The 17,086-nt window shown below is 63.1% G+C and carries 13 protein-coding genes; 4 read left to right on the forward strand and 9 right to left on the reverse strand.

What is annotated here, in order from left to right; genetic code table 11:
- Window positions 1-125: 125 nt before the first annotated feature.
- The gene (gene dnaB, locus ACILSQ_RS22440) at window positions 126-1,637 is read left to right on the forward strand and encodes a replicative DNA helicase (protein WP_395745906.1); all 1,512 of its coding nucleotides are present in this window, start codon (window positions 126-128) and stop codon (window positions 1,635-1,637) included.
- Here dnaB and mscL read toward each other — a convergent pair.
- The 6 genes from mscL to ACILSQ_RS22470 all read right to left on the reverse strand — a co-directional run bounded on the left by mscL (window position 1,634) and on the right by ACILSQ_RS22470 (window position 9,905).
- The gene (gene mscL / locus ACILSQ_RS22445) at window positions 1,634-2,128 is read right to left on the reverse strand and encodes a large conductance mechanosensitive channel protein MscL (RefSeq protein ID WP_395745907.1); all 495 of its coding nucleotides are present in this window, start codon (window positions 2,126-2,128) and stop codon (window positions 1,634-1,636) included. The two genes, dnaB and mscL, sit on opposite strands and share 4 nt — an antisense overlap.
- Before the next feature lie 69 nt (window positions 2,129-2,197).
- Entirely contained in the window at window positions 2,198-4,054 is a 1,857-nt protein-coding gene (locus ACILSQ_RS22450) for an acyl-CoA dehydrogenase family protein (protein WP_395745908.1), read from the reverse strand.
- A 27-nt stretch (window positions 4,055-4,081) separates the two neighbouring features.
- Window positions 4,082-6,115 carry a 3-hydroxyacyl-CoA dehydrogenase NAD-binding domain-containing protein gene (locus ACILSQ_RS22455; RefSeq protein ID WP_395745909.1) on the reverse strand — a complete coding sequence of 678 codons (2,034 nt, stop codon included), beginning with the start codon at window positions 6,113-6,115 and terminating at the stop codon, window positions 4,082-4,084.
- A 35-nt stretch (window positions 6,116-6,150) separates the two neighbouring features.
- Window positions 6,151-7,422 (reverse strand): thiolase family protein, encoded by a 1,272-nt coding sequence (locus ACILSQ_RS22460; RefSeq protein WP_395745910.1) that lies wholly within the window; start codon window positions 7,420-7,422, stop codon window positions 6,151-6,153.
- A gap of 4 nt (window positions 7,423-7,426) precedes the next feature.
- Window positions 7,427-8,914 (reverse strand): phenylacetate--CoA ligase family protein, encoded by a 1,488-nt coding sequence (locus ACILSQ_RS22465; RefSeq protein ID WP_395745911.1) that lies wholly within the window; start codon window positions 8,912-8,914, stop codon window positions 7,427-7,429.
- On the reverse strand, window positions 8,868-9,905 hold the full coding sequence (locus ACILSQ_RS22470; protein ID WP_395745912.1) for a patatin-like phospholipase family protein: 1,038 nt from the start codon (window positions 9,903-9,905) through the stop codon (window positions 8,868-8,870). Before ACILSQ_RS22470 ends, ACILSQ_RS22465 begins: the two co-directional genes overlap by 47 nt.
- Before the next feature lie 85 nt (window positions 9,906-9,990).
- Here ACILSQ_RS22470 and ACILSQ_RS22475 point away from each other — a divergent pair, with 85 nt between their 5' ends.
- Genes ACILSQ_RS22475 through ACILSQ_RS22485 form a run of 3 tightly spaced genes read left to right on the forward strand, consistent with a single transcriptional unit; the run spans window position 9,991 to window position 11,313 of the window.
- Window positions 9,991-10,266 (forward strand): hypothetical protein, encoded by a 276-nt coding sequence (locus tag ACILSQ_RS22475; RefSeq protein WP_395745913.1) that lies wholly within the window; start codon window positions 9,991-9,993, stop codon window positions 10,264-10,266.
- The gene (locus ACILSQ_RS22480) at window positions 10,263-10,721 is read left to right on the forward strand and encodes a Spy/CpxP family protein refolding chaperone (protein WP_395745914.1); all 459 of its coding nucleotides are present in this window, start codon (window positions 10,263-10,265) and stop codon (window positions 10,719-10,721) included. The genes ACILSQ_RS22475 and ACILSQ_RS22480 overlap by 4 nt, the downstream gene beginning before the upstream one ends.
- The gene (locus tag ACILSQ_RS22485; protein ID WP_395745915.1) at window positions 10,699-11,313 is read left to right on the forward strand and encodes an RNA polymerase sigma factor; all 615 of its coding nucleotides are present in this window, start codon (window positions 10,699-10,701) and stop codon (window positions 11,311-11,313) included. The genes ACILSQ_RS22480 and ACILSQ_RS22485 overlap by 23 nt, the downstream gene beginning before the upstream one ends.
- Here ACILSQ_RS22485 and ACILSQ_RS22490 read toward each other — a convergent pair.
- From ACILSQ_RS22490 to ACILSQ_RS22500, 3 genes are read right to left on the reverse strand one after another with little or no spacing between them, the layout of a single operon-like run.
- Window positions 11,307-12,692 (reverse strand): proton-conducting transporter membrane subunit, encoded by a 1,386-nt coding sequence (locus tag ACILSQ_RS22490; RefSeq protein WP_395745916.1) that lies wholly within the window; start codon window positions 12,690-12,692, stop codon window positions 11,307-11,309. The genes ACILSQ_RS22485 and ACILSQ_RS22490 overlap by 7 nt on opposite strands.
- A 13-nt stretch (window positions 12,693-12,705) precedes the next feature.
- Window positions 12,706-14,004, reverse strand: a complete 1,299-nt coding sequence (locus ACILSQ_RS22495; RefSeq protein WP_395745917.1) for a proton-conducting transporter membrane subunit — start codon at window positions 14,002-14,004, stop codon at window positions 12,706-12,708.
- Window positions 14,005-14,047: 43 nt separating this feature from the next.
- Window positions 14,048-16,975, reverse strand: a complete 2,928-nt coding sequence (locus ACILSQ_RS22500) for a putative inorganic carbon transporter subunit DabA (RefSeq protein WP_395745918.1) — start codon at window positions 16,973-16,975, stop codon at window positions 14,048-14,050.
- Between the last annotated feature and the right edge of the window lie 111 nt (window positions 16,976-17,086).

The raw sequence follows: 17,086 nt of genomic DNA on the forward strand, positions 1-17,086 counted from the left end.
ATTTCAAACAATTCGGCGTTAACTCGAATCGCCCGGCCCCTCCTGAAAAATACGAAAAGCGGCCCAAATCATGGTTCAGTGAGGCATTGACGCATTTCCTCGCCCCGCCATTTTGAACGCCCTCCATGGCCGAAACTTCCACTCCCAGCGCCCCCTCAGCTCCACCGCAAAATGGCGGCGCCGCACCCGCGCAAAGCCGGGAGAATTTCAAAAAACGCAACGAAATCCCCTCCGCTGAGGAATTGCTTGCCTCGTTTAACCGTGCGCTGCCTTTCAGCGACGAGGCGGAAAAAGGCGTTCTTTCCTGCCTGCTGCAGGACCCCGTCGAGCGCCTCAGCGATTGCCGCGTCAATCTCCCCGCCCTCGCCTTTTATCACGACGCGAACCGCACCATCTACGAAAAGCTGCTGGAGTTTTACGACAAAAACCTGCCCGTCGATCCCGTCACTCTCACCCACGCATTGCGTGAGCAAAACCTGCTCGACAAAGTCGGCGGCGCCGCTGCGATCTCCGAACTCTTTGCTTTCGTCCCGATCCCTTCGCACTTCCCGTACTATAAGAAGATCGTTCTGGACAAGCACATCCTGCGCGAGCTCATCCACGCCAGCTCGCTCAACATCCATCACTCGTATGAGCATGGCAAAGACCAGATGGATGAGAACATCGACACGCTCATCGACCACGCCGAGCAGCGCATCCTCGCGGTGCGTGAGTCCGTCGGGGCCAAGGAGGGCATCAAGTCTCTCTCCACGCACGTCATGGATGCCATCGACAGCATTCAGTACATGCTGGAGCACCCCGGCCAGCTCCGCGGGCTTTCCACGGGATACAGCAAGCTCGACAGCATGAGCTCCGGCCTGCAGGGCGGTGAAATGTTCGTCATCGCCGCCCGTCCTTCGATGGGTAAAACCTCCTTCGCGATGAACATCGTCGAGCACATCGCGGTGGACTGCAACACGCCCTGCGCCGTCTTCAGCCTGGAAATGAGCGCCACCATGCTGGTGCGCCGTCTCCTCGTCTCCCGTGCCCGCCTGAGCATGCAGGATCTCTCACGCGGCCTGCTCTCCCGCGCCCAGCAGGATGCCCTGGCCAAGGCCACGCGTGATCTGCAGAAGGCGCAGATCTTCATCGATGAAACGCCCGGCCTCGACATCATGGAGATGCGCGCCAAATCACGCCGCCTCAAAAAGCAGCACGGCATCCAGATGATCATGATCGATTATCTTCAGCTCGTCACCTCCCAGAGCCGGCGCGCCAAGGACAACCGTCAGATCGAGATCGCCGAAATCTCCGCGGGCATCAAGGGCCTGGCCAAGGAGCTGAACGTTCCCGTCATCGTCCTGGCCCAGCTCAACCGTGCGGTGGAGTCCCGCAAAGGCCAGCGTCCCGTGCTTTCTGACCTGCGTGAGTCCGGCTCCATCGAGCAGGATGCGGACATGGTGGGCCTGCTCACCCGCTCCGACTACGCCGGCGCGAAGATGGAGGTCGAGGACGAGGAGGCCGAGGAAAAGAAGAAGGGGGAGGCCATGCTCATCCTCGCCAAAAACCGCAACGGCCCCACCGACGACGTGCTCCTCCGCTTCATCGACCACGCCATGCGCTTCGTTGAACGTTTCGAAGAGCCTGAGTCGCCTTAACTTTTGCTTTTCAGCAGATCGCGGATTTCCGTGAGCAGCACGACATCCGGCGGCAGCGGAGCGGGCGGCGCCTCGGCTTCTTTCTTCATCGTCATCGCCATCAGTTTGTTGATCGGTTTGACGATCACAAAAAACACCACGGCCGCCGTGATGAGGAAACTGACGATCGCACCTATGATGCCGCCAATGTCGAGTTCGATGACTTTGTGTATCGTCTCCATCACCGCCTTGTCATTTTCCATCACCGGCTTGCCGTCAGCACCCATCTTTGCCACCTCCAGGGTCACATGCCTGATCGGGATCGTCAGTTTCGGGCTCGGTCCCCCGCCAAACAGCGCCAGCAGCGGCTCCACGATGCCCTTGGTGAAAGCGGTGACGATTCCGGTGAATGCGGCGCCGATGATGACACCGGTGGAGAGATCGACCACGTTGCCTTTAAGGATGAAGGCCTTGAATTCTTTGAGCATGCTGGTGGGGAGATGAAGCTTCATGGGAGCGGTGTGTTGAACCTGCCCCCACTAACTCCATCAGCCTCTTCCAGGCCAGCGTAAAATGCGGGTTCACACTTCCTGGGCGACCCGCCAGCTCTCGCCATCCATGTTCTCCTTGAGACGGCGGAAGCTCGTGGCGACGCGCTCGCGCGTCATCCTGCCAAAGAAGCGCACCAGCCGCACCAGCTTGTCGATTTCCGCCTCCGGCATGGAGGAGTCGTTCACCCGGCTCTGGGCATGGGCCAGCGCGCAGCCCCAGACAAACAGCTCCGCGCCCACGTCCACAAAGTGACCGAGCACGACCTGCCGTTTTTCCAGCTTCGGGCCGTTCATCGCCATCGCAAAAAACAGCCTCCGCGCCAGCACGCGGCTCAGCCGGGCCACGGCATCCAGCTCGCCCTGCAGTGAGGGATGCATCAGATCCTTCGCGTCTCCCGCCCCCAGAGGCAGCCATTTCAGCGGATACCAGGTGGCATAGAAGCGCGCGGCGCGGAAGGCGGCCTTGGCGCGCACCTTCCACGGCAGGGTCGGGTTCACCGCCTCGGCTCCGAGATTGAGGTGCGGCTCCAGAGCCTCCCGCGCAATGAACAGCCGCATGATCTCGCTGCTGCCCTCAAAGATGGTGTTGATGCGGGCGTCGCGGAACAGGCGCTCCACGGGTTCGGCCGCATCTCCGCGGGCTTTCAGCGAGGCGGCGGTTTCAAAGCCGCGGCCGCCGCGCATCTGCATCGTGTCGTCCATGATGCGCCAGGATTTTTCGCTGCCCCACAGCTTGCCGATGGCCGCTTCGAGGCGGACGTCGGCATGCTTGTCACGGTCCACCATGGCCGAGACATAGCGCACGATGCTTTCCATGGCGAAGGTGTCCGCGGCCATGCGGCTGAGCTTGTCCGCGATGGCGGCATGGCGGCCGATCGGCTGCCCCCACTGCTCACGCGAACGCGCCCAGCGGCGGCTGATGTCCAGGCAGCGCTGCGCCAGCCCGGTGCACGCGGCGGGCAGCGTGATGCGGCCCGTGTTCAAAGTCGTCAGCGCCACCTTCAGGCCGCGCCCCACGCCGCCCAGCACATTGGCCGCGGGCACACGCACGTTGTCGAAATGAATGACTCCGTTGTAGAGCGCCTTCAGCCCCATGAAGCGGCAGCGGTGCATGATCTCCACGCCCGGCCAGTTTGTTTCCACAATGAAGGCGGTCGTGGCATTGGGCTTTGCCTGCGTGGGCGTTTTCGCCATCACCACGATCATGCCGGCCTTGGTGCCGTTGGTGCACCAGAGCTTTTCACCATTGAGGATGTAGTGCTCTCCGTCCGCATCCAGCCTGGCCTCGGTCTTCATCCGCGCCGGGTCGGAGCCCACTTCGTTTTCCGTCAGGGCAAAGGCGCTGATCTCGCCCTTGGCGCAGCGCGGCAGGTATTTGGCCTTCTGCTCTTCGGTGCCAAACAGGATCAGCGGCTGCGGCGCGCCGATGGACTGATGCGCGGACAGCAGCGCGGCCAGATTGCCGCAGCGGCTGCCCAGCAGCATGGCCGCGCGCGAGTAGTTCGTCTGCGAGAGGCCCAGGCCGCCGTATCTGACGGGGATCTTGATGCCGAAGGCGCCGATCCGTGCCAGCTCGTTCAGTAGCACGTCCGGGATCTCGCCGGTGGCGTCGATCTCGTCAGGATCTGCGTGCTTGTCGAGCACCGCCTCCAGGCGGTGCAGGAAGGCGTCGCCTTGGTCACGGTCCTCCACGCTCTGCTTGGGAAACGGCAGCAGCTTGTTGAAGTCGGGCTCGCCGAAAAAGATGCCGGCGGCCAGTCCGGTGTTGCGCCGTTCATCACGGGCGGCTTCCGCCATTTCGAGGGCGGCGCGTTGTCCCGCGTTCATGCGGGAGGTGTCTATGAGCGTCTTTGCTTCAGTGTTGGATTCTTCCAGAGTCGTTTTCATGGCTAAATGCTCCAGTTGAGAGTTGAGTTAATAATCAATGATGCCCGTATCCCGGGCGAAAGTGATGGGCCCGCCGCGGAAGGGCGGGTAGCCGGTGCCGAGCACCATGGCGAGATCGATGTCGTCGGCGTTGCGGGCGATGCCCTCTTTGAGGCAGCGCATCGCCTCCTGGCTGATAAGCAGCGCCAGATTGGTCTGGATGCTTTCATGCCTTGGCAGATCCGAATGCGTGGTGTCCGCGACCTCATGGCCTTTTTCATAGCGGTAGAAGCCCTGGCCGGTCTTTTTACCGAGATGACCGGCGGCCACCCTTTTGTCGAGCGCATCGGTGTGCGGGAAACGGTCGGGGAACGCATCGGCGAGGGTCTTGGCCACATGCGCGGCCACGTCCAGGCCGATTTCATCCAGCAGACGCATGGGGCCCATGGGCATGCCAAACTCCAGCATGGCCTCGTCGATGTCCTTCACCGGAATGCCGCTCTCATGCAGGCGCACGGCCTCCATGAGGTAGGGCACCAGGATGCGGTTCACCAGGAAGCCGGGGCTGTCTTTCACGACCACCGGCGTCTTGCCGAGCTTCTGCACAAAGCCGACCACCGTGGCGAGCACGTCCGGCGAGGTTTCCGGCAGCGTGATGATCTCCACCAGCGGCATGCGGTGCACCGGATTGAAAAAATGCAGGCCGATGACGCGCTCCGGATGCGGCACGGTTTTTGCCAGATCCGACACAGATAATGCACTCGTGTTGGTGGCGAGAATGGTGTCCGCCGAGACTCTCATGGCAAGATCGGCGAAGATTTTCTTCTTCAGGCTCATGCTTTCCGTGGCCGCTTCAATGATGAGATGATGCCGGTTCAGCGGCACGGGCACATGGGTGGTGCTGATGTGGTCCAGCGTGTCCCGGGCCTGAACCTTGGTGATCAGCCTGCGGCGCGTGGCGTCTGAAACGAGGCCATGAATCCGTTCCAGTCCACGCGCGAGGCTGTCGTTGGAGACGTCCGTCATGAGAACACGGACGCCCCGCGAAGCGAGTGTGTGCGCGATGCCGGAGCCCATCACACCCGCACCGATGACGGTGGCGTCGTGAATGGGCAGTGCCGTGCCACCTTCGGCAGGGCGCTTGCCAGCTTCTTCGCGCTTGAAGAAAAGGTCGATCAGCCGCGAGGAGTCGCGGCCCTTGATCAGTTCGGCCACGGCAGTGCGTTCCAGCAGCAGGCCGTGTTCGATGTCACCATGCACCGCATGAGTCACCACATCCACGGCCTTGGTGACCGAGGGATAGAGCCCGCGCGTTTTTTCCTGCGCCTTCCGTTTCGCCAGGTGGCCGATGATCGAAGAAAACAGATTTTCAAAACCCACCCGTGGCGCCTTGGGCTTCTCACGGGTCAGGCGGCGCGCCAGGGTCTCCAGGCGCTCCGGCGCCACCACATGGCTGACGAGCCCTTTGCGCTTGGCCTCGCTGGCTTTGAGAAGCTTGCCGGTGGTGATGAGATCCAGCGCCTTGCGCAGGCCGATGAGGCGTGACAGCCGCGTGGAGCCGCCCCAGGCCGGCAGAATGCCGAGCTGGGTCTCCGGCAGGCCGATCTTGGTGCAGTCGCTGTCGCTGGCGATGCGCCAGTCGCAGGCGAGAGTCACTTCAAATCCGCCGCCCATGCAGGCGCCATGGATCGCGGCCACCTTGACGATCTTCAGCCGGGCCAGGCGGTCAAACACCGCCTGCCCGAGCCAGATGAGGTCGTTCACCCGCACATGCTGCATGTGGCGGATGGCCTTGATGTCTGCGCCGGCGATGAAGATGCGGTCCTTTGCGCTGCGCAGCACCAGGGCCCTCACGCGCGTGTCATGTTCCAGCAGTTCCAGCAGGTGGTTGAACTCCCTCAGCGTCTCCTCATTCCAGACGTTGGCGGAGGATTTGGGGGAATCAAAAGTGATCCAGGCAATGCCGTCGAAATCGACCTCCAGGCGGAAGTGCTTCGGGGGCATCGAATGCCCGTGAATGATGTCCTGCAGGACATGAGGCGGGTCATGGATGATGGAGGGGCAGTTGAGAAGAGTTTTCATGGCTTTCAGTTGGATGAGGATGGTCTGTTTTAAATTCATAGGGTTTCGAGGCAGGCCGCCATGCCCTGCCCGCCTCCGACACACAGGCTGACAACGGCGCGCCTGCCGTCGCTGGCCTGAAGTTGGTTCAGGGCGGTCTGCACCAGGCGAGCGCCCGTGGCGCCCACAGGATGGCCCAGGGCGATGGCGCCGCCGCAGGCATTGATCTTCGCGGGATCGATCTCGCCCAGCGGCCCCTCCAGTCCGGCGCGGCGGGCGCAGGCGGGATCGGCCAGGCATTTCATGACGGCGAGGACCTGCGCCGCAAAGGCTTCATTGATCTCAAAGACATCGGCGTCGTCCAGCTTCCACCCGCTGCGGTGCAGCGCGGCATCCAGAGCGCGCACCGGGCCCAGGCCCATGCGCATGGGGTCACAGCCTGTGGCCGCATAGCTGACGAGGCGGCCCAGGGGCTTCCAGTTGTGCGCCGCGGCGGCTTCCTCCGTCGCGACGAGCAGGGCCACTGCCCCGTCGGTGATCTGGCTGGAATTGCCCGCCGTCACACTGCCGGTCACCGTGTCAAACAAGGGTTTGAGCTTGCCCAGTTTTTCGAGGCTGGAGTCAGGGCGGATGCCGTTGTCCGCCTCCACCACATGCTTGCCGAGCACCGGCGCGATCTCCTGGCTGAGCAGATGATTGGCCTGCGTGGCGCACAGGTGGCTGCGCATGGCAAAGGCATCCTGCATTTCGCGGGTGATGCCAAACTCACGCGCCAGCACCTCGGCGGTCTGCCCCATGTTCAGGTTCGACACCGGGTCCGTGAGCCCGAGCTTGAGGCCGATGACGGGCGCAAAATCAGCCGGGCGGAAATGCAGCGCGGCCTTGGCCCGGCCGGTGAAGTCCCGGGCACGGCTCATGGCGGTGAATTTTTCCACGGCGGGACGTGAGAAATAAAACGGCATGCTGCTCATGCTCTCCGTGCCGCCGACCACGAAGACCTCCCCCTGCCCCGCGCACATCTTGGCATGCGCAAGCGTGACGGCCTCCAGCCCGGAGGCGCAGTTGCGATGCACCGTCATGGCAGGTTTCGCCTCCGGCAGGCCGGCCCGCAGGGCGATGACGCGGGCGATGTTCATCGCCTCCGGCGGCTGGCCGACGCAGCCAAAAATGGTTTCATCCACCAGCATGGGATCAATGCCCGTGCGGGTGAGCAGTGAGGCGACGGCGTGACGCCCGAGGTCCACGGCGTCCAGATGCGCGAGATCCGTGCCCGCGCGTGAGAAGGGCGTGCGCGCGGCGGCGACAATGACAAGTGAGGGAGTTTTCATGGCGTTAAGAACTGAGTGCCACATGCGATGCGGCGGTTTGAGATTTGGGGCGGTGATCGACGATCTTCTCCTCCTTCAGGAGGCGGCCGATTCCGAGCTGCTCGCGGAGTTCGGCCAGGGAATGGAAGTGCAGGCCGTTCGGCGTGATCTCGGTGGCTTCGTGAAAGCGGCGGGAAACAGCGCGTTCCAGCTCGGATTCGCGTACGCCGGCTTCGGCGGTAAGATGCAGGTGCACTTCGTCGGTGTCATGCGGGTCGTCATGGCGCTTGCGCAGTTCGATCTGCCAGGCCGCGATGCCTTTCTGGTCATCCAGCAGGTGTTCGAGCATGTTGAAGTTCACCAGCGTGCCCTTCAGCTTGTCCACCTGCAGCTCTCGCACCTCGCTGACGCGGGAAATGGGGCCGAGCAGGCGCGGGCAGGTGCGGCCGCAGTTGGGGCATTTTTCCCAGGTCATGCCGCCTTCCGCGATGTCGCCCGTGCGGTAGCGCAGCACCACGGTGCCCCGCGCATCGAGCGGCGTGAAAACGATCTCGCCGGCCTGCCCGTCCGGAACGACCTCGCCCGTCTTGGGGTCGATAAGCTCGACCATGCCAAGATCAGGGCTCAGGTGATAGCCGCTGGCCTCATGAGAACGGCCGACGCACTCAGGAAAGGCCATTTTCGCTTCAGTGAAACCGTAGGTGGCCATCACATGTGCATCGGGGCTGCCCAGCTCGGCGGCGAGATCACGCAGCCGGGCGCGCAGGCCGTCGGCGACTTTTTCACCACCGAGAACGAGACGTTTCAACTGCGGCCACTGCCTGCCGGTTTCCCGCGCCTCACGCAGCACATGATAAATGAAGGTGGGCATGCCGATGAGGATGTCCGGCAGGATTTTGTCGATGAGCTTGATGTTCCCCTCCGTGCCCAGGGTTTTGCCGCCGCCGGTGCTCAGCATGAAGGTGCCAAAGCCCAGCCCCGCATGGTGCGCCAGCCAGAAGGCCAGATGCGGCGCATACGGGAAGAGATTGATGTGCTTGAAGTCTTGCTGCGAGCGCCCCGCGAGCATCAGGCGGCTGCCGCTGATGTCGAGATTGTGCAGGTCGTGCTTCGTGAAAAGGAACGGCACAGGGTCCGAAGAACGGCCCGTGGTGCTGGTGAGAAGAATGGGGCGGAATTCAGCCTCGGCCCTTTCCTTGGCGGCGGCGCGCCCATGCAGCAGCGCCGTGGCGATCATGCCGGGCTCCCGGCGCAGCACCGACTCCTCGGGCACCAGCACAAAGTCACGCGGATTGGCGAGATCCTTCTTCGAGGTAAACGGCACATGGCTCCAGTCCTCAAATGACTTGATGTCCAGCGGGTGGATGCCGTGCTCGCTGAAAAGGCGGCGGTAGTGCGCGCTGAAGGGAATCACGCGGCGGTGCAGATACTCGCGCAGCTGCTTGAGCTGCCAGTGGCGCCACGCCTCATGCGGCGTGTCGCTCCAGTCGGGTGTGTGACGGAGCAATTTCATGGCTGATTGTCTCCTGGTTGAGGTTGGCCCCGCCCTGCAGGAGGGCGCGGATGGCTGGCAGCGCGGCAGACGCGGCATCACGGCCGGCCTGCAGGTACTGCTCGAAGTTTTCATAGTCGTGCCACGTCGAGGTGACAAAACGCGGATGGATGACCACGTCAGCGGCCTCCTCCTCCTTGTTGATGAGATGGAGCTGGGCCGCCATCAGGGCGCGGCGGAAGGTGTCCAGCACATTGCCGTTGGCCAGCAGGTTGATCTTCTGCCAGAGGGCGCGGAAGGGCCGCGTGAAGGCGCGGTCCGCGGGCTTGTCCCCCTTGATGAAGGTGTGGTCGCTGCAGGTTTCAAACTCCTCCGGCTTGGGCATCACATTCACCGCGATGATCGCATCGAGGTTGAAGCGTTTCTTGAGCAGCGTCACTGGCAGCGGCTCGGAGACGCCGCCATCGGTGTACCGGCGGCCGTTCAGTTTGACCGGGGCGCAAACCGCCGGAATGGCCGAGCTGGCATGCACCGCATGGGAGACGATCCCCGTTTCAAAAACATGGGGAGTGAGGCGGTCCAGGTCGGTGGCGATCACCAGCAGGGGCTTTTCGAGATCCGCGAAGGTCTTCGACCCCAGATCACGCTCCAGGTGCCTGCGGAGTTTTTCCCCGCGGATGAGCCCTTCGGAGGGCGGGATGTTGAAGTCCATCAGCGCTTTCAGCGTGGGCCGGTCCTTGATCTCCCTGGCGCGCTCTTCGAGAAGAGCCCCGCTGAGTCCCGCCGCCCACAGAGAGCCGACATAGGCCCCCATGCTGCAGCCGGCGATGGCGGTGATGGGGATGTCCGCGTTTTCCAGCACCTGGATGACTCCGACGTGTGCCAGACCGCGTGCTCCCCCGCTGGACAAGACCAGGCCGACCCGTGGTATTCTTTCTCCCCCTGAGCCGTGCTTGGAGCTTTCTTCGGCACGGCTCCATCCCCTGAAGGGAAGCTGGAGCTGGGTGTTCATGGCCTGCGGTGTTGTTGTTGTTTTAGACCGTCAATGTGAGAATTTGATTCAAAAATAGCGCATCTTTGTGCATTAATCGCACGCCATGGACCATTCGGACCTCACCCGCATGCTCAAACATGCCGCCACCGCCCCTCCGGCGGCGGTGCCGCGCGCCCTGGAGGAGGGCGTCATGGCGCGCATACGGGTCGATGACGGCCGCGCCCGGCGCTGGCGTTCCTTCATCCAGTGGCTGCTCATTCTCGCCGCCCTTTCCGGCGTCGTGACCGCGGGCATGATCGGCTGGGCCATGGCCTCCCGTGACACCACCCACACCACTCCGCCCGCCATGGAGCTTTTCCGCACCGGCAGACCGCAATGACAGCCCGGCTCAAATGGCTCATGATTTCGGTGTTTTTCTCCGCCACCCTGGCCGGAGGCACCGCATGGCTCGTCACCGACTGGACGCTGCACCGCCACGGGGAAGGCCATGCGCACGATCATGTGCAGACAGACCTCCACGCCTGGATGCATGAGCACCTGGACATCACCCCGGAGCAGCATGAGAAGCTGGAGCCGCTTGAAGCAGAGTTTGAAAAGCAGCGCATCAAGCTGAAGGATGAACTCCGCCTGGCAGACGTGGCCCTGGCCCAGACCATCCGCGAGCCCCAGGTGACCGAAGCCGCGATGAACACGGCCCTCGAAAGGCTCAACAAAGCCCAGGGCGCGCTGCAAAAAGCCACGCTGGATCATTTCTTTGTGATGAAGCGCTACCTGCGTCCCGCGCAGGCGGCCAAACTCCTCGAATGGACCCATGACAGCCTCACCCGCGATTGACGCCATGCTGCCGCCGCAGGCCGAGACCGCCGCCGATGAACCGGCGGAGGCTCTGCACCTGCGCGCCGCGCAGGCCGGTGACATGGCCGCGTTTGAATGGATCGTCCGCCAGCATGAGGCGCGCCTCTTCACCTTCTGCTGCCGCTGGCTGCGCTGCGTGGAGGATGCGCGCGAGGTCTGCCAGGATGCCTTCGTCCGTGCCTGGCAGGCGCTGCCTGAATTCGAAGGCCGCGCCCGGCTTTCCACCTGGCTGTACCAGATCGCGCTGAACCTCTGCCGTGACCGCGCCAAATCACGCGTTTCACGCCAGCGCGAAAACACCACGAAGATCGAAGACCTTGAGCAGCCTCCGCCATGCCCGCAGAGCCCTCCGGATGCGAATGCGGAGTGGAACAGCGAGATGCAGAAACTCGAGCGCGGCCTGGCCCTTCTTCCGGAAAAACTGCGCTCCGCCCTCATGCTCTCCGCGATGGAAGGCCTGAGCCATGAAGAATGCGCCACCGTGCTGAACTGCTCCGTGCGCGGCATCGAGGGCCGCATCTATCGGGCGCGGCAGATGCTGCTGCAGTGGTGGAATGAGGAAGGTCAGTGATGAGCTTTGCCGCCACCGGCAGGAAGTGCGTTTTCAATGCTGTTTGCGGCATCCGAGCGCCAGCTGATGACCACGCGTGGCATGAGACCGCCTATAACTAGAAAGAGGATGCAGGCGGTGAGCGGCCAGCGCTCGCGTGGCAGGGCGTCGGGGATGTTGATGACGTGTTTTGGCAGCACACCGAGGAACAGGGTGTTGTAGAGACGCAGCAGGTTGATGGCATTGAAGACAGTGGCAACGAGCAGCAGGATGCCGGCGCTGAGGTGGTTTTGCAGCATGCCGTGGAAGATGAGCTCCTCGGCGCAGTAGCCCAGCGTGCCAGGAAGGCCGATGAGGGCGAGGCCGCAGATGAGAAAGAAAGTGGCAAGGCGGGGTGCTTTGGCGGCGAGGCCGAGATGCATCAGAGGATCTTCAGTGCTGCTTACCCGCACTTCGAGCGCACGGACGACGCAGATGAGGCCTGTGGAGGCAGCGGCGACCACGAGCCAGTGCGTGAGGGCGCCGGTGATGCCTTCGGCGTTTGCGCTGGTGATGCCCGCGAGCATGAAGCTGGCCTGACTGATGCACAGGAACGCTAGGAGACGGCGGGGCTTGCTTTCTGCGAAGGCACGCAGACTGGCGATGCCAACAGTGGCAACGGCCGCCATGCTGAGGAATTCGAACGCATGGTGCGCGGCTTCCGAGAGAGAAGCGACCTGTGTGCGCGCGACGAGCACGACGCCGAGGTGGCCGTTGAAAAGGAGCGCTTTGGGGAGCAGGGGGCCGCATTCAAAGGCATGCACCACGCCGGCATGGAGGGGGAACAGCCCCTTGCGCAGCATCACCGCCAGAGTGAAAAAAATGACAGGATATGTACCATATTCCGCAAAACCCGGGAGCCAAGCCCCGCCCGAAAGCAGGACGGCGGCGGTCAGGGCCAGGCAGCTGGCGAGGCGGATGCCGCTGGTGAGGCGGGTCTCTTTTTGACCGCCGAACATGCCCAAGGCAAACGGCAGGCAGGAAAGCCACCAGCCAGCCACCATGGGAAGCCAGCCGGCGGCGGCATAGGCGAGCTGGATGGAGAGGGAGATGAGCAGCATTCCGGCGGGGGCCTTGTCCGAGGCATCGCGCCGGGGGGCCAGCACGAGCACGATGAGGGTCAAGGCGGCATAGAAGGCCATGGGGACGGCATTGAGGCCATCAGCCAGGAAACAGGGCAGCAGAGCATCGTGCAGGCTCCTCCCACCCGCTTCATGCGCGGCAGCGAGAAAGGAAACAAAAGCCAGCACGGCGGCCGCAACAGCGATCCGGCGTGGGCGGGCGGCCTTCCAGGATGCCAGCACGCCCCCGAGCAATGAAGCCAGGGCGATGGTGAGATATGGCAGTGAAAGGTGGACCATGATGTTTTCCAGATCAGCGGCCGTCCGTCTTTTTTACAGATGCGCGGGGTTCGAAAATCGCGAGCCAGCGTGCCAGAGACTGGATGGGTGAGATGATCCAGCGTTCGACCATGGCATCGTAGAAGCCGCGGCCAAGCGCCAGACGATAGAGCCAGATCTGCACGAAGGAGGGCAGCAGGGAGTCGTACTGGCTGCCGGTGGGCGCGAGCTTTCCACCAGCGGCGGCATGAACGCGGTGGTAGTCCCGCAGCATGGAGGGTGTGCGCAGAAACTGCAGGGTGCGCAGCATGGCATGGCTGATGAGATGGACGACGGCAAAGGTGGTCCAGCCGAAGCCGATCTCGGCAAAGATGAGACCGATCTGAGTCTGCGCTGCATAGGCCAGCGAGGTCTTTGCATCAGCCGAAGTGCGATGCACGAGCGTGCCCAGGAAGGCGGTGGCCAGACCGATGATGATGACAAGGCTCCTGCTCCCCCAGGACTGATGAATGAGGGGCTCGATGCGCAGCAGCAGGTAGGCCCCGGCATGGATGGAGATGGCGCCGTAGAAGACCGCACTGGAGGGCGTGGGCCCTTCCATGGCCCGAGGCAGCCAGCCGCAGAAGGGGCCCTGAGAGGATTTGCCACCTGCAGCGATCACGAGCAGCACCGCGATGACCGTGCCTTGCGCGCCCTGGAGCTGACTCTGGCAGGCAGGCCACTCGCCGCTGAGCATGCCCGTCCAAGACGTGGTGCCGAACCAGTGATGCGCCAGGAAGATGGCGAGCAGCAGGAACAAGTCCGCCACACGGTAGGAGGCGAAGACCCACAATGCATTGCGGACTGGCTCGGGGCGATACTGGAAGAAGCCGACAAGCAGGACGGAGGTGATGGCCACGATTTCCCAGCCGACAATGAGCAAGTCCAGCGATTCCGCTGTGAAGATGAGAAGAGCGCCGAAGGTGAAGAGATGCAGCAGAAGGAAGAAACGGTAGAAGCCGGGATCCCGATGGAGATAGCGAAGGGAAAAAGAGCCCACGATGCCGGCCAGCACCACGGTCATTCCCACAAGCGGCAGAGACAGCCTGTCAATGAGCAAAGGCAGCGGATAACCATAGTGCCCCACGGTGAACCAGTCTCCCAGCATCACGCGCACAGAATGCAGCCCCTCCGCCCTCATGCGCCAGCCAATCATGATCACGAGAAGCAGGAGAAACGCATAAGCCACCTTGGTGATCCGCGCCATGACGCGCTCCGTGACACCGCCGCCCAGAAGCCACAGGAAGCTCAGCGCGAGGAAAAGCACGCCCGGTGTGGCAATGAGCAGAGGCATGAGGGTTTTCAGCGGCATGAATGCAAAGAGGAGCTGGGGGCTGTTACGCAGCCCTTGGTTCGATCCGGGCCAGAGCGAGATGTTCCATTTTCCCCTCATACCAAGCCTGCGAGCTGGAAGCCACAGGAAGCGGCTCTTCATCGCCCGCGAGCTTTTCAAAAACGCCATCGCGATACACCTCCACGTGGCCGTCATCAGGATCCATCGTGGCAAGACGAATCCACTGGTTGCCGACGATTTCGTTGAGCTCATCGTCCGCCCTGATGACTTTCATCAGACGTTCCGGGGTGGTTTCGACAATGAAGAGAATGCGCACCGGCTCGTGGATTTCGACCGCCTGCACGGGCAGGCCTGTGCGCAAATCGCCTTGATAACCATTCATCACGCCGAGCAAGCCGTTGATGTTGTGCGGGAGCTTGGTGCCGCTGCCGTAAACGTCGTTGTCGACCGCGGAGAAGTAATAGTCGAGGTTGATGCTGTAACAAACCGGGATCGCGGCATGGAGAACATGTGCCAGCGCTTCATCGCCGGGATCTTTGGTGGCGTCGTAAGAGGCGAGAAAGGCACGGCGGTCCATGAACAGGCCTTTGGTGATCTCACGACGACCGACAAAGGCCACGGCATTGGTGCAGTGGCCGTACTCAGGACGCGGCTCCCCGATGTGCTCCGCCCGCTCCTGCACATGCCTCAAGCTGGATTCTGGAGCCACGGAACGACCCGCCGCCTCAAAACGCCTTGCGCGCTCATGAGCATTGAGAGTGCGCGCCTTGTCCAGCGACTGATGGACGCGCACGAGGTCGCCGCGGTGGGTCTCCGGCAGAAGGTCCAGGTCGAAGAAGTGAATGTCCTCATTGCAGGTGTCGTGACAACCTCCGAGAAACCAGGTGTCTTCAGGAATGACGACGCCTTTGGCGCGCAAGGCCTCCCGAACGACAGGTCGGTTGGCGACGAGGGCAAACAGGCGTGCGTTGGGCGCCCCTGTGCGCCCGCCGCAGGCCTGGCAGCAGTAGGCGGACTCGTAGGGGTTGTTCAAACTGGTGGAACCGTGGCCGAGAATGACCACGAGACGCGCATGGCCCTTGTCCAGCCCGGCGGGGCCGAGCACCTCATAAACACACCCGGCCAGCTCTTCCGTGGTGAAGCCGTGCATCAAACCTGTGGTGGCATCTCGCGAGGCGGCATCATCCCGCATGAAGGCAAACTCGGTCCTGGGCTCCGGCAGGAAGGCCCTGTTGAGGAATCTGGTGAAGCGTCCGAAGGCCAGGGGAGTGAGCACGCGCAGAGCCAGGGGGAAGAGGCTCAGGAAGCCGAGACAAGCGGTGCTGAACCAGCCACGCACCAAGGTGCGAGAGGAGATGAAGCCATTGCGCGCAACGCCGCCCCATAGGCGCCTGAGGTCCTGGCGACGCAGGTGCAAGTGCTCATGCTCCTCCACAGGAACTTCACGCACAGCGTGCCGCGGATCGACCACCACGGGACAGAGAGACACACCGCCCGCGTCATCGATGCCCGCATAGTTGATCGCCACGCCAAAGAAGCCCGCGACGCCCACTGTTTCGATGGCGTGATCGACCTCCTCCAGAGCACGCCGCATCGACTCTTCGCGCTCGTCGATGCAGAAGAGCACCTGGGCGACCAGCCTGTTGCTGCTTGAAACAACGGCGGGCATGCTGCGATGTTTTGCCAGGGGGATCAACACGCGCCGCTCGTGCCTGCGCTCGTAGGCCAGATGCAGCAGACGACGGCGCTCGATCTCGTGGCTGGCGAGTATCTCCTGAACCAAGCGTGCCACCTCCTCGTCCGCCAGGGCGGCAAGCTCCCTGCTGCTGACGCCCAGAAGCTGAACCACATCAAACACGCGCGCCACGTGGGTCAGGGGATCAAAGCGTGGCACGGGCAGCGGCGTGGAGCGCCATGCAAGGGTGTCTCCAGCGATGTCCTTGAGAGCCGCCACGGTGTAGGTGAGGCGCAACGCGAGCAACTCCATGACGGAGCAGCGCACGCGGTCATGCGGCGCCAGGGTGGCGTCCTGCTCCAGCATGTGAACCATGCCCGCCCAGCCGCGCAAAGCGAGCAGCTCCTCCGTGACAAAGTCCTCCCATTGCGACAGAGGCACGCCGAGCTGCTCAAGAGCCTCCAGGACCACGGCCTCGGCATCCATGCCTGCCGCCTCCTGGCGGAGAAATTCGGCACGCACCCCGCTGAAGTGAGCGGGAAAGATGGCGAACGCCTGGGGCATGATCTTGCGAGCGGCCTTGAGCAGGCCCTTGTCCCGATGAGGCATGGGCCAGTAGGCGATGCCCTGATCGAGATAGGCTGCCGTGAGGCGGATGAGAGGCGGATGAATGAGCGCATCCATGTCGATGCCGTGCTGTGCCAGGACGACATCGCGCGGACGTTTGGGCATGACCGGAGGTGGAGGAGGCTGGGGCTTCACCCGTGCGAGGCATGCCTCCCAGAGCGCCTGCGGGGAATCCACGCGCAGTGCGGCGGCGGAAGCAGGCGGGAGGTCACTGCGAAAGGAGTCCAGCCAGCCGCCTTCCTCCAACTGCCAGGAAATGTTGATGCCATTCACCCGGCGCACGCCGGGAATGAGCATGGCCCGCCTGAGCTCCCGACGACTGAGCCTGCCGGGCAGGATTTCCAGGTCAGGCTCACGGCTAAGAACGGCGTCGATGTCTTCATCGAGGATGCGGCCCCTGCCCCGCTCCAACTGATACGCCTCTTCGGAGAGGTAGGGCTCCGCCTTGTAGAGATCCGCCCCCTCAAGGACGGCCTCTTCAAACCTGCGGTGCTGGAATGAACGGAGGGTGTTGTAATGAATGAAAACCCCCAAGGGCCCCTGGACCGGAAGGAAGCGAGCCGCATGCCCCACCACCCGGCGAAGGTGCTGGAGACACCCATCCGCCGGCTGAGTCTCCAGGGTGGATTCGTGACAGCCGCAGGGGCTGACATGGGAACGGGTGCTCATCGAAGGTCAAAAGGCAATTAAGAGCCTCCTCGGATGCTGTGCCATCCCTTGATGAGGGGGTATTCCACTACGGAGCGCGGGGGCGGAGGGAACGAGGAGGCACGCAGTTGA

This window comes from Prosthecobacter sp., assembly GCF_044227185.1.
Taxonomy (GTDB): domain Bacteria; phylum Verrucomicrobiota; class Verrucomicrobiia; order Verrucomicrobiales; family Verrucomicrobiaceae; genus Prosthecobacter.

Excerpts from the sequence above, each read along its gene's own strand:
- dnaB (WP_395745906.1), top strand. The coding sequence starts at position 126 with ATGGCCGAAACTTCCACTCCCAGCGCCCCCTCAGCTCCACCGCAAAAT.
- mscL (WP_395745907.1), bottom strand. The coding sequence starts at position 2,128 with ATGAAGCTTCATCTCCCCACCAGCATGCTCAAAGAATTCAAGGCCTTC.
- ACILSQ_RS22450 (WP_395745908.1), bottom strand. The coding sequence starts at position 4,054 with ATGAAAACGACTCTGGAAGAATCCAACACTGAAGCAAAGACGCTCATA.
- ACILSQ_RS22455 (WP_395745909.1), bottom strand. The coding sequence starts at position 6,115 with ATGAAAACTCTTCTCAACTGCCCCTCCATCATCCATGACCCGCCTCAT.
- ACILSQ_RS22460 (WP_395745910.1), bottom strand. The coding sequence starts at position 7,422 with ATGAAAACTCCCTCACTTGTCATTGTCGCCGCCGCGCGCACGCCCTTC.
- ACILSQ_RS22465 (WP_395745911.1), bottom strand. The coding sequence starts at position 8,914 with ATGAAATTGCTCCGTCACACACCCGACTGGAGCGACACGCCGCATGAG.
- ACILSQ_RS22470 (WP_395745912.1), bottom strand. The coding sequence starts at position 9,905 with ATGAACACCCAGCTCCAGCTTCCCTTCAGGGGATGGAGCCGTGCCGAA.
- ACILSQ_RS22475 (WP_395745913.1), top strand. The coding sequence starts at position 9,991 with ATGGACCATTCGGACCTCACCCGCATGCTCAAACATGCCGCCACCGCC.
- ACILSQ_RS22480 (WP_395745914.1), top strand. The coding sequence starts at position 10,263 with ATGACAGCCCGGCTCAAATGGCTCATGATTTCGGTGTTTTTCTCCGCC.
- ACILSQ_RS22485 (WP_395745915.1), top strand. The coding sequence starts at position 10,699 with ATGACAGCCTCACCCGCGATTGACGCCATGCTGCCGCCGCAGGCCGAG.
- ACILSQ_RS22490 (WP_395745916.1), bottom strand. The coding sequence starts at position 12,692 with ATGGTCCACCTTTCACTGCCATATCTCACCATCGCCCTGGCTTCATTG.
- ACILSQ_RS22495 (WP_395745917.1), bottom strand. The coding sequence starts at position 14,004 with ATGCCTCTGCTCATTGCCACACCGGGCGTGCTTTTCCTCGCGCTGAGC.
- ACILSQ_RS22500 (WP_395745918.1), bottom strand. The coding sequence starts at position 16,975 with ATGAGCACCCGTTCCCATGTCAGCCCCTGCGGCTGTCACGAATCCACC.